The organism is Pantoea sp. UBA4549 (genome assembly GCF_002387285.1).
GTDB lineage: Bacteria > Pseudomonadota > Gammaproteobacteria > Enterobacterales > Enterobacteriaceae > Pantoea > Pantoea borealis.
In genome coordinates this window covers 47,089-58,779 of record NZ_DGLH01000010.1, presented here as the reverse complement: position 1 = coordinate 58,779, position 11,691 = coordinate 47,089, and the positions used below count along the sequence as shown (strand labels likewise).

Genomic DNA, 11,691 nt, shown 5'->3' with positions numbered 1-11,691 from the left:
GAGCCCCGTCCGTTCCGCCACTATATTGAGAAGCCCTGACTGTTAAAGTCAGGGCTTTTTCATTTTCCCTTTTTATCCTCCGGCATTCTGATGCATTGCTGTGAGGCGAATTCCGACATTCGATACCACGAATTGAAACCCCGCGCTAAAATCCCTATAACAGTCAGTGTGAACTCTTTGTTGTTATCAGCCAGGCGGTAAAGTGCGAAAGAAAACCTATGCAATGCGCTATATAGCAGGCCAGCCAGCGGAGAGAATTTTTCCGCCGGGCGCTATGCTGCATCTTGGTCAGGGCCTGCCGCCGGGGGAGCCACTGCCGGCCGATCCCACCTTGCGGGTGCTGGTATGGAATATCTTCAAACAGCAGCGTGCTGACTGGATGTCGGTCTTGCAGGGTTTCGGTCGCGACGCCCATCTGGTGCTCCTGCAGGAAGCACAAACCACGCCTGAACTGATCCGGTTTGCCACCAGTAACTATCTGGCAGCCGATCAGGTACCCGCTTTTGTTCTGCCTCAGCACCCCTCAGGGGTGATGACGCTGGCCTCTGCGCATCCGGTCTATTGCTGCCCGCTGCGCGAGCGCGAGCCGCTGCTGCGGCTGGCAAAATCTGCGCTGGTTACCGCGTATCCTCTGCCAACCGGCGATATGCTGATGGTAGTGAACATCCATGCGGTCAATTTCAGTCTGGGTGTGGACGTCTACAGTAAGCAGCTGGGGCCCATAGGGGAGCAGATCCAGCATCACCGTGGCCCGGTGATAATGGCAGGGGACTTCAATGCATGGAGTCGTCAGCGCATGAACGCGCTTTATCGCTTTGCGCGCGCTATGTCTCTGCGTGAAGTGACGTTTACAGACGATCACCGGCGTAAAGCGTTTGGCCGGCCGCTCGACTTTGTCTTTTACCGGGATATGAAGGTCAGTGAAGCAGCGGTGCTGGTTACCCGGGCCTCCGATCACAACCCGTTACTGGTAGAATTCAGTCCCGTCACTGTTGCACGTTAAACGCACCTTTCTGTGATGATAAGACGCGCTGATCTGGCGGGCACTGCTATAAATAGTGCGGTGCTGATAAAGAAAAAAGGCTGACAAATGTCAGCCTTTTCAATGCATCAGGTATCTGGCGTTGCGCTATTCTTAACAAACAGAGTGAGCTTATCACCCGGCTGTATATCCTTCGCGTCGCTGTTCCAGCGCATTACGTCCTGCGTATTTACACCGTGACGTTTTGCAATACTGGCAAAAGAATCACCCTTACGAACGCGGTAGGTGATGCTGTTGCCGTTATCTGCCAGCTGCGAGGCCGCTGTCGTACCGCTAACCGTGAGGGTCTGACCGATACGGACTGCTGCACTGCGCAGATTGTTCTGCTGTTTCAGCGAGCTCATGCTGACGCCCAGCTTACTGGCGATACCGGATAGCGTGTCGCCTTTACGTACGGTATAGCTGTTACCGGCTGCGCTGGCTTTAGCCAGTTCAACGGGCTGCACGGAGGCGATATCTCCGGAGGCCAGAGAGTTACGCAACTTTGCCACGTTGGACTTAGGCACCATAATGTAATGCGGTCCATTTGGCGCAGTCGTGCCATTTTTGTACCCGGCGTTAAACGTCTTCAGTTTACTGAGTGACATGCCCGCCATCTCTGCAGCCTGGGTTAACTGCATCTGCTGTCCTACTTCCACACGCGCCAGCGCGCGGCTTTCGTTAGGAGTGGGCAGTTTAATACCGTAACGCTTGTTGTTCTTAAGCAGTTCGCTTAAAGCCAGCATTTTCGGGACATAAATGGTTGTTTCGCGCGGCAGTGATAAATGCCAGAAGTCAGTCGGCTTACCGCGTGCCTTATTCTGCTTCATCGCTTTCAACACGCGTCCTTCACCGCTGTTATAGGCTGCTACGGTCAGTAGCCAGTCGCCATCAAACATTTGGTTCAAACGCTGCATCATATCCAGTGCTACTTTGGTTGAGGCCACCACATCACGGCGTCCGTCATACCAGCGGTTCTGTTTCAGACCATAATTTTTGCCCGTTTGCGCAACAATCTGCCAGATGCCTGCGGCGTTGGCGGAGGAGGTTGCGTGAGGGTCAAAAGCGCTCTCCACTATGGGTAGCAGTACCAGTTCCATCGGCATTTTACGTTTCTGTATCTGCTCGACAATCCAGTACATGTACGGCTCTGCCCGTAATGTTACATCGTGGAGATAGCTCTTATTTTTTAAAAACTTTGTTTTCTGTTCGCGGATCCGGGCATTTTCCGGGATCCCCATCTTCAACTCGTCACTAATGAGATTCCAGAGATCGGTGTCTTCTGCGAGGCTGGTTCCATCATCTTGCCAGCGCGGCGACAACAAGCGATTTCCGTACTTTCCATTTTCACCTTGACCAGCTGAAGACAGGCTCTGTGCATGCTGAGCGGGGATATTGGCATCATTCCGTGAGGCCTGACATCCGACCAGCAAGACTGAGGCGAGTAATAATATCGCTTTAGCCTTCATGTGTGTGTCAGTAGTTCGCTTAAAAGACGAGCAACTATACGTGACGTACCGGCACAACACAACCCAAAAAATTAAAATTGGTCTTTCTTATTACGCAATTCAGCAAAAGTCTGCCATAACGGGGCAGATTCCACATTAATTGCTAAAGCTTTTTGTAAATCAGCATCTTGTGTACGTAAAAATAAATTTATCTCACGTTCCAGTGCCAGTTTTGTCGGTAAAGTAGTGCGATTTTCCGCCCGTAAATCCTTAATTTCCTGATATCTGGCCAGAATTTTCGGATCATGGGGTAAAATTGCAGCAGCAAACTTCATATTAGATAAAGTATATTCATGTGCGCAGCAGATAAGCGTATCGGCAGGTAATTCATTAAGCTTTTGAAAAGAATCAAACATCTGTTCAGCTGTGCCTTCGAAAAGGCGTCCGCAGCCACCTGAAAACATTGTGTCGCCACAGAAAAGATAAGGTTCGCTGTAATATGAGATATGTCCTAAAGTGTGACCTGGCGTGGCGATGACCTGAAAAGGCATGCCCAGAAGCGTCACTGACTCACCTTCCTGCACAATATGCTGTGCACCTTTGGCTGCCGTTTCCTGTGGTCCGTAAACCTCAAGCTGCGGATAGCGTTGCAGCAGTTCAGCAACTCCGCCGGTGTGGTCCTGATGATGATGCGTCAGCAGGACAGCAACCGGCGTCCAGCGGTTGGCTTCGATTTTTTCAATCAACGGCCGGGCTTCACCAGGGTCAACAATCAGGCAGTTGCCGGCGTCATCGGTCAGCGTCCAGATGTAGTTATCCGTTAATGCGGGAATACTGGTAAGATTCATAAACACCTCTCTGGTTGTCTTAAAGGAAGATGGTAGAGCATGAAGCCAGCGAAAACACGCCAGATCCTGACCGCGCCGCGCACCTGGAACGATATGCCCTGGGGAGAGTACTTTCGCGATGCGTTAACCCAGCAGCTGCAGCCCTGGCTGACGAGGCTTTATGGCTTCCATATGCTAAAAATTGGCAGCCTGAGCGCAGAAATCAATACCAGTCAGTGTGCCATATCTCATCAGGTCAATGTTGGCAGTGAGGGCGACGCACTGCAGGTGATCGCCAGCGTCTCTCAGCTGCCGTTTGAGTCTAAATCAATTGATGCCTGCCTGCTGGCGCACACGCTGGCATGGGAACAGGATCCGCACCGCGTTTTACGCGAAGTAGACAGAGTGCTGATTGATGATGGCTGGCTGATTATCAGCGGCTTCAATCCATTCAGCCTGCTGGGGATCGGCAAAGCGGTTCCGGGTCTGAGCCGGCGAGCGCCCTGGAACAGCAGGATGTTCAGTCAGGTGCGTCTGCTGGACTGGCTGAGTCTGCTGAATTATGAAGTGGTATACCGCACGCGTTTTCAGGTCGTGCCGTGGCACCGGCAGGGCGGCAGAATGATCAGTGCGCATCTCCCGGCTCTGGGGTGTCTGAACATTGTGGTTGCCCGCAAGCGCACGTTCCCGCTTACGCCTGCTAAAATGAAAACGGCGCGCAGCAGTGCGCAGCTGCGTCCGGTGGTGAATGCTACGCGCCAGTTTCGGGAAACACAGGATCAGGATGCAACCTGATAGCCAATGTCCTCCAGCGCCGGATGACCGGCAGCGCTGCGCGCCAGTTCGTCACAGCGTTCGTTCTCAGGATGGCCGGCATGTCCTTTCACCCACTCCCACTTAATGGTATGGGTGCTGAGTGCCGTATCGAGACGCTGCCACAGATCGACATTCTTAACCGGCTTTTTATCAGCGGTTTTCCAGCCGCGCTTTTTCCAGTTATGGATCCAGCTGGTAATGCCCTGGCGGACATACTGGCTGTCTGTGCTGATGACCACGTCGCACGGCTGCGTCAGCGCCTCTAATGCGACGATGGCCGCCATCAGCTCCATGCGATTATTGGTGGTGAGTCGGTAACCCGCGCTGAATAACTTTTCATGCTCGCGATAACGTACAATAGCCCCATAGCCGCCCGGTCCCGGATTGCCGAGGCAGGAACCGTCGGTGAAAATTTCTACCTGTTTGCGCATCTCTGGTAGACTTCCCTCTGAAAAAACGCCAAGTCTGACACAAAACGAGCCCTATGATCACTGCAAATAACCGCCAGATTGTCCTTGATACTGAAACCACCGGCATGAACATGATCGGGGTACATTATGAGGGGCATCGCATCATTGAAATCGGTGCGGTTGAAGTTATCAACCGTCGCCTGACCGGCAACAACTTCCATATGTATCTCAGGCCCGACCGGCTGGTGGACCCGGAAGCGTTTGGTGTTCACGGCATCGCCGATGAGTTTCTGGCCGACAAGCCCACCTTTGCGCAGATAGCCGATGAGTTTCTCGACTATATTCGCGGAGCGGAGCTGGTGATCCATAACGCCTCGTTTGATATCGGCTTTATGGACTATGAGTTTGGCATGCTGCAGCGTGATATCGGCAAAACTGAAAGCTTTTGCAAAATCACCGACAGCCTGGCGATGGCGCGTAAAATGTTTCCGGGCAAGCGTAATAGCCTGGATGCGTTGTGCAACCGTTATGAAATCGACAACAGCAAACGTACGCTACATGGCGCACTGCTGGATGCCGAAATTCTGGCGGAAGTCTTCCTGACTATGACCGGCGGCCAGACGTCGCTGGCATTTTCCATGGAGGGCGACCAGCGTAATCAGGCTGAAGGGGAGCATATTCAGCGTATCAGCCGTCCCGGTTCAGGCCTGCGCGTGATTAATGCCAGTGATGAAGAAGTCATGGCGCACGAAAGCCGCCTCGATCTGGTTACAAAAAAAGGTGGCAGCTGTCTGTGGCGCGTCTGATGCACTGATTTTGCTGCTAAAAACAGCGGCGAGCTGAAAAAAGCGGCAAACGTGTCATTTTGATATAAAAAGCGTTGACGGGGGAGGGGGCTGCCATTAATATGCGCCTCGTTCCCGACGGGGAACAAAGCGCGGAGCGGTAGTTCAGTTGGTTAGAATACCTGCCTGTCACGCAGGGGGTCGCGGGTTCGAGCCCCGTCCGTTCCGCCAATCTATTTAAAAAAGCCGATTCAGAAATGAATCGGCTTTTTGCTGTCTGCTATTCAGCCAGCACTATACACCCTCTTTTTGCAGCGTCGCTTCCGGACGATACGAGACCGGTACGACCCGTTCTGCCCGCGCCAGCCAGCGATAGCAGCCTGCCCCCAGCGCCACGCCAATAAACCAGCTGAAGTTAGCTACCGCATGCAGCGCCGGAATAAAACTTATCGTCAGGCAGATCCCGACCGCCGGCAGCAGCGCCGCGATCGCTTTGGGATTAAAGCCGTTGCGGTACCAGTAACGTCCCTGCGGCGTGGCGTTAAACAGGTCATCAACGCTCACGCTACCGCCTTTAATCAGATAAAAATCCGCAATCAGGATACCGAACAGCGGGCCCACAAACGAGCCCAGCACATCCAGCGTATAGTGGATAAGCTCAGGTGACTGAAACAGATTCCACGGCGTCAGCAGCACAGAGCCCACTGCGGCGATCATGCCGCCGGTGCGGAAACTGATCTTCTGTGGTGAGCAGTTAGAGAAATCAAAGGCGGGTGACACAAAATTCGCCACGATATTAATACCAATGGTGGCGGTGATCATCGTCAGCAGGCCGATAGCCACGGCCAGGTCATTGCCCACCATACTCACCGTCTCAATCGGGTCGGTGATCATTCTGCCAAACAGCGACTGGGTGCCGGAGACAATCACTACCGTAACCACGGAGAACAGCAGGAAATTAAACGGTAATCCCCAGCGGTTGCCGCGACGGACTTCGCCCATGTTTTTACCGTAACGGGAAAAGTCGCCAAAATTGAGCAGCGGCCCGGAAAAGTAGGAGACGACCAGAGCGGTGGCGGTGATCATCTGCCAGGTCTGTTCGCCGGCGCTCAGTGATTTACTGGCCAGCGTAAACGAAATACCCGACAGGCCGGTTTTGTATACAATCCAGCCCGCCAGCGCCACCATGACGACGTAAACCGCCGGACCCGCCACGTCGATAAAGCGCTTAATAGCATTCATACCGTGCCAGAACACCATCGCCTGCAGCAGCCACATGATGCCAAAGCAGCACCAGCCGAGCAGCGACAGCCCCAGCCAGCTGCTTTGCGTCATGCTATTGAGCGCCGGAAAAAACTTCAGCAGCACCAGCATCAGCGCATTCGCTGCCAGATAGGTCTGAATGCCATACCAGGCAAAGGCGATAAGCCCGCGGATCACGGCCGGGATATTGGCGCCGAATACGCCGAACGCCTGACGACAGATCACCGCATAGGGCACGCCCGCCATCTGGCTGGGTTTCGCTACCAGATTCGCACAGAGCTGCACGATCCCGATCCCGGCCAGCAGACACAGCAGCACCTGCCAGCTTGCCAGTCCCAGCGTAAAAAAGCTGGCGGCGACCACATAGCCGCCCATGCTGTGCACATCCGACATCCAGAAAGAAAAGATGTTGTACCACGTCCAGTTCTGCTGGCGCGTTGGTGCCAGATCTTCATTACACAGACGCGGGCTATAGGCCGCGCGGGCATCAGCCTGCGCCGGCGTCACTTCAGTATGAATTGGCATGAAACCTGCTCCTCTCACCATGATGGGGAAAATATTCACCGTTTAGAGAGGTACTGCAGGATCCAGGCCAGAAGTGATTTTTTGTATACAAAAAATGATAGCAATGTATACGATATCTGGCAGTCAGCTATTTTCCGGAGCAGGTAATGAAGCATGAATCCGGGGTGAAGCCCCGCGCTGTGCCCTTTGAAAAAGATGAAGCGATCTTCCAGGCATTACTGAATGCCATCGTTGAGCACCAGCTTCCGCCCGGCAGCAAGCTGCCTGAAGAGGCGCTGGCAGAGGTGTTTGGCGTCAGCCGTACCGGCATTCGCAAAGTGCTGCAGCGCCTCGCGGCGGTGCAGATGATCACGCTGTCGCCCGGACGTGGTGCACAGGTCAGTACGCCGGATGTGGCGGAGTCACGCGATATCTTTGCCACGCGCAGTATGCTGGAGTGTGCCAATCTGCCCGGGGTACTGGCGCATCTGCAATCGCCACACCTCGCGGCGCTGGAGGCAATTATTACGCAGGAGCAGCAGGCGCATGAGCAGAATGATGGCGCGGCCGCCATTCGCCTTTCCGCTGCATTTCACATCCAGCTGCAGGCGATATCCGGCAATCAGGTTCTGACCGATATCCTTACGCGCCTGACTCAGCGCTCATCGCTGGTCATCGCCGCCTGGGGGGCTCCGTGGCAGCACGGCTGTCGCTGCGATCATCACGACAGGCTGGTCAGTCTGCTGCGCCAGCGGGCGCTGCCGGCGCTGACTGAGGCGCTGTCACACCACTTCGACCATATTGTTTCCAGCCTGCACTTTGAGCGCAGCGGTGAAACGCTGCCCGATTTCAGCCGGTTATTTGCCGGTCATAAAGGAGCCGTATCATGAGCCTGATTCAGGTAATCAACCCCAATACCAGTCTGGCAATGACCGAAACCATGGGGGCCGCCGCCCGCGCTGTGGCGGCACCGGGCACGGACATTCTGGCGGTCTGTCCGCAGCAGGGCGTGCCCTCAATAGAGGGGCATTTTGATGAGGCGATAGCCGCGATCGGCGTGCTGGAGCAGATTAAGCGCGGCGAAGCGCAGGGGGCCAGCGGTCATGTCATTGCCTGCTTTGGCGATCCTGGCTTGCTGGCAGCGCGCGAGCTGGCCAGCGGCCCGGTGATCGGCATTGCCGAAGCCGCAATGCATACCGCCACGCTGGTGGCAACGCGCTTTACGATTGTCACCACGCTACCGCGCACGCTGGTGATCGCCCGCCATTTACTGCAGCAGTATGGCTTTACGCACCACTGTGCGGCGCTGCACGCGATTGATCTGCCGGTGCTGGCGCTGGAGGATGGCAGCGGCGTGGCCCAGGAGAAAGTCCGGGCGCGCTGCATTCAGGCAAAACGTGAAGATAACAGCGGTGCGATTGTGCTCGGTTGCGGCGGTATGGCGTCGCTGGCGCAGGATCTGACCCGCGAGCTGGGTATGCCGGTGATCGATGGCGTCAGCGCGGCGGTGAAAATGATAGAGGCGCTGGTGGCGCTTGGCTTAGGCACCAGCAAGCATGGCGATCTCGCTTATCCGCTGCAAAAACCCCTCAGCGGTGCTTTTCAGCACCTAAACTAAGGTCTGGCTGAGGTGTGACAACAGGAACTGACTGAATGAATGACGCATCTGAAAAGAAAGAGTACAGCTTCAACAAAAATTATCCGCGCGATCTGATCGGCTATGGCGGCCAGCCGCCGCATGCGCAGTGGCCCGATAACGCCCGGGTCGCGGTACAGTTTGTACTCAATTATGAAGAGGGCGCAGAGAACAACGTGCTGCACGGCGATGCCGGTTCGGAGCAGTTCCTGTCCGATATCATTGGCGCAGCCAGCTACGCCGATCGCCACATGTCGATGGATTCTCTGTATGAGTATGGATCGCGTGCCGGTTTCTGGCGCATTCATCATGAGTTTCAGAAGCGCGGTCTGCCGCTGACGGTATTTGGCGTGGCGATGGCGCTGGCGCGGCATCCGGAAATAGTCGCCGCGATCAAAGCAGCAGATTATGACGTGGTCAGCCACGGCTGGCGCTGGATCCACTATCAGGGAATGGATGCAAAAACTGAACGTCAGCATATGCAGCAGGCGGTTGACGTGCTGACAGAGCTGTTTGGCAAAACGCCGACGGGCTGGTACACCGGGCGGGATAGTCCGAACACCCGCCGGCTGGTGGTGGAGCAGGGCAGCTTCAGCTATGACAGCGACTATTACGGCGACGATCTGCCGTTCTGGACCCAGGTCACACGGCAGGATGGCACGGTCAAACCGCATCTGATCATCCCCTACACGCTGGAGTGCAACGACATGCGTTTCGCCACGGCGCAGGGGTTCAACACCGCGGAACACTTCTTCAGCTACCTGCGTGATACCTTTGATGTGCTGTATGAAGAGGGAGAGAGCGCCCCGAAAATGATGTCGGTCGGCATGCACTGCCGTCTGCTGGGGCGTCCGGGAAAATTCCGCGCGCTGCAGCGTTTTCTTGACCACATTCAGCAGCATGAGAGGGTGTGGATCTGTACCCGCCAGCAGATTGCCGATCACTGGATGGCGGTACATCCCGCGCCGTGATGACGCCCTCACCGCAGGGGGTAAGGGCGGAGGGGCTTACTCACTCATCAGGCTGACCTGCGCGGCCACAATGCGCCACCCCTGCGGCAGCCGCACCCACGTCTGCTGCTGCCGCCCGATACGCGCTGTACCTTCACGGGTAAATTCGGTGCTGCACACTGCGTAATCATCGCCAAAGGTGGTGATCACCGTATTGCGCAGCGTACGATCCAGTCCGGCCGCCGGACGGGCTGCGCGAAAAGCGCGTATGGCCTCAATACCATACAGATTCTCACCCGCACCCAGCCGGACGGTACGCGCGTCGTGCCAGAACAGCGCATCCAGCGTTGCGGTATCATTGCCCGTCAGCGCCAGCTCATAGCGATAAAACGCAGCGGTCACAGCGGCAACGGTATCCGGGTCATTAATCCTGTCCATTGTCATTATTAACTATCCATCAGAGTCGGTTGATCGTATGTCAGGCCCTGCTGCTGCAGCGCCCAGGCGGCGCGCAGCGCCAGGTGTTCATTGCCCGGCGCGGCAATCAGCTGCACACCAATTGGCAGGCCCCCGGCCGTCTCCATCGGCACGCTGCAGACCGGCAGACCGGCAAACGAGAGGGGCTGAGTCAGCATACCCATAGTGGCGCGGGCAGAGAGCGACTCACCGTTGAGCGTGATGTTTTGCTGGCCAATCAGCGTGGCGCTGCAGGGCGTGGCGGGTGCCAGCAGCACATCATAATGCGTAAACAGCGACAGCACCTGCTGCTGAAAGCCGCGGCGAAAGCGCTGGGCCTGCGTGTACCAGGCAGCAGGCAGCATTGCGCCGGCCAGCAGGCGCTCACGCGAGTGAGGTTCAAACTGCTCCGGCTGGCTGCGCAGGGCGGGCAGATAATGACTGCCGCCTTCCACTGCCGTGATGATAAATGCGGCGGCGCGCGCCAGCTCAGCATGCGGCATGACAACCTCTTCTTCTGCCTGCAGCGCCCGCGCCACGCGTGCCACCGCGCTGCGCGCCTCATCGTCACACCAGGTGGTAAAAAAACCGCCCAGCGCAGCGCAGCGCAGCCCGTCGCTGCCGGCCTGCAGGCGATCGCTGACCGGCTCCGGCGGCCGCGTCAGCTGAAACGCATCCCCGGCGTCGCGGCCCTGCAGCGCATCATACACCAGGCTGAGATCCTCAACCGAGCGGGCAAACGGGCCGATATGATCGAGACTGGCGACAAACGGCTGCGTACCGCTGCGCGACAGGCGACCAAAGGTGGGCTTGAGGCCGAAGATCCCGCACAGCGATGCCGGTACGCGGATAGAGCCGTTGGTATCGCTGCCGAGCGAAAAGTGCACCAGTCCTGCGGCCACCGCAGCGGCGGATCCACCGGATGAACCACCGGCGATGCGCGTAACATCGCGCGGGTTGCAGGTGGCGCCGTAGTGGCTGTTTTCAGTGGTAAAGCCATAGGCGTAGGCATCCATATTCAGCATACCGGAGAGCAGCGCGCCCGATTCGCGCATCCGGTTGACCGCCCAGGCGTCTGTACGCGCCGCCGCACGCGTGCTGAACAGGCTGGCGCCGGCCAGCGTGGTATGGCCGGCTACATCAAACAGATTTTTTACGGCATAAGGAATACCCGCCAGCGGCGGCAGCGTTTCGCCGCGCAGGCGCTGGCGGTCAAGCTCTTCAGCTTCGCGCAGCATGCGCTGCCCGGTGATCGCCGTCCAGGCGTTAAGCGCCGGATTATGCTGCTCAATCGCCGCCAGCGTATGGCGGGCAATCTCAGCGGCGGCGATCTCGCCCTGCTGCAGCGCACGCTGCAGCGCTGCGATCGATAAGGACGTCAGGCGCATGGCTGAAATACCCCGGCGACTTCCAGACGATCGTCCAGCGACAGCGCCATCAGCGGTGCGGCCATAGCAGCGATCCGGCTAAGCTGCAGCTGCAGCTCGCCACGACGTGCGTCATTCAGATCCAGTGCCAGGATCTGCTCCATCTGAGCAACATAATTCGCCCACTCTGCGGGTTCAGTCATCAGTA

At 56.7% G+C, this 11,691-nt stretch carries 13 protein-coding genes and 1 tRNA gene; 7 read left to right on the top strand and 7 right to left on the bottom strand.

Annotation, left to right across the window (positions count from 1 at the left end):
- The first annotated feature begins 202 nt into the window (after positions 1-202).
- Positions 203-1,003, top strand: coding sequence for an endonuclease/exonuclease/phosphatase family protein (locus tag B3041_RS11305; RefSeq protein ID WP_065650065.1), 801 nt, complete (start codon positions 203-205; stop codon positions 1,001-1,003).
- 107 nt (positions 1,004-1,110) lie between these two features.
- Here the strand turns inward: B3041_RS11305 and mltD are convergent, their stop codons facing one another.
- On the bottom strand, positions 1,111-2,490 hold the full coding sequence (gene mltD / locus B3041_RS11300) for a murein transglycosylase D (protein ID WP_065650064.1): 1,380 nt from the start codon (positions 2,488-2,490) through the stop codon (positions 1,111-1,113).
- Between the two features lie 71 nt (positions 2,491-2,561).
- Positions 2,562-3,317: a hydroxyacylglutathione hydrolase gene (gene gloB, locus B3041_RS11295; protein WP_065650063.1), complete on the bottom strand. Its 756-nt coding sequence runs from the start codon at positions 3,315-3,317 to the stop codon at positions 2,562-2,564.
- 39 nt (positions 3,318-3,356) lie between these two features.
- On the opposite strand from gloB, the gene B3041_RS11290 reads away from it, so the two are divergent.
- Entirely contained in the window at positions 3,357-4,091 is a 735-nt protein-coding gene (locus B3041_RS11290) for a class I SAM-dependent methyltransferase (protein WP_292972655.1), read from the top strand.
- On the opposite strand, the gene rnhA is transcribed toward B3041_RS11290, so the two are convergent.
- Positions 4,076-4,543: a ribonuclease HI gene (gene rnhA / locus B3041_RS11285; RefSeq protein ID WP_065650061.1), complete on the bottom strand. Its 468-nt coding sequence runs from the start codon at positions 4,541-4,543 to the stop codon at positions 4,076-4,078. The genes B3041_RS11290 and rnhA overlap by 16 nt on opposite strands.
- A gap of 53 nt (positions 4,544-4,596) precedes the next feature.
- On the opposite strand from rnhA, the gene dnaQ reads away from it, so the two are divergent.
- Positions 4,597-5,328, top strand: a complete 732-nt coding sequence (gene dnaQ, locus B3041_RS11280; protein ID WP_065650060.1) for a DNA polymerase III subunit epsilon — start codon at positions 4,597-4,599, stop codon at positions 5,326-5,328.
- 133 nt (positions 5,329-5,461) lie between these two features.
- A tRNA-Asp gene (locus tag B3041_RS11275) sits at positions 5,462-5,538 on the top strand.
- A 63-nt stretch (positions 5,539-5,601) separates the two neighbouring features.
- Here B3041_RS11275 and B3041_RS11270 read toward each other — a convergent pair.
- Entirely contained in the window at positions 5,602-7,095 is a 1,494-nt protein-coding gene (locus tag B3041_RS11270) for an NCS1 family nucleobase:cation symporter-1 (protein WP_292972648.1), read from the bottom strand.
- 146 nt (positions 7,096-7,241) lie between these two features.
- Between B3041_RS11270 and B3041_RS11265 the strand changes: the two genes are divergently transcribed.
- From B3041_RS11265 to puuE, 3 genes are read left to right on the top strand one after another with little or no spacing between them, the layout of a single operon-like run.
- Positions 7,242-7,964 (top strand): GntR family transcriptional regulator, encoded by a 723-nt coding sequence (locus B3041_RS11265; RefSeq protein WP_292972645.1) that lies wholly within the window; start codon positions 7,242-7,244, stop codon positions 7,962-7,964.
- Positions 7,961-8,692 (top strand): allantoin racemase, encoded by a 732-nt coding sequence (hpxA, locus tag B3041_RS11260; protein WP_065650057.1) that lies wholly within the window; start codon positions 7,961-7,963, stop codon positions 8,690-8,692. The genes B3041_RS11265 and hpxA overlap by 4 nt, the downstream gene beginning before the upstream one ends.
- Positions 8,693-8,727: 35 nt before the next feature.
- Positions 8,728-9,681 carry an allantoinase PuuE gene (gene puuE, locus B3041_RS11255; protein ID WP_065650056.1) on the top strand — a complete coding sequence of 318 codons (954 nt, stop codon included), beginning with the start codon at positions 8,728-8,730 and terminating at the stop codon, positions 9,679-9,681.
- A 36-nt stretch (positions 9,682-9,717) separates the two neighbouring features.
- On the opposite strand, the gene hpxZ is transcribed toward puuE, so the two are convergent.
- The 3 genes from hpxZ to hpxX are packed head-to-tail and all read right to left on the bottom strand — an operon-like array spanning position 9,718 to position 11,686.
- Entirely contained in the window at positions 9,718-10,104 is a 387-nt protein-coding gene (hpxZ, locus tag B3041_RS11250; protein WP_292972641.1) for an oxalurate catabolism protein HpxZ, read from the bottom strand.
- 2 nt (positions 10,105-10,106) lie between these two features.
- The gene (locus B3041_RS11245) at positions 10,107-11,504 is read right to left on the bottom strand and encodes an AtzE family amidohydrolase (RefSeq protein WP_292972638.1); all 1,398 of its coding nucleotides are present in this window, start codon (positions 11,502-11,504) and stop codon (positions 10,107-10,109) included.
- Complete coding sequence (gene hpxX / locus B3041_RS11240; protein ID WP_065650053.1) at positions 11,495-11,686, bottom strand: oxalurate catabolism protein HpxX; 192 nt, start codon at positions 11,684-11,686, stop codon at positions 11,495-11,497. The genes B3041_RS11245 and hpxX overlap by 10 nt, the downstream gene beginning before the upstream one ends.
- Positions 11,687-11,691 lie beyond the last annotated feature (5 nt).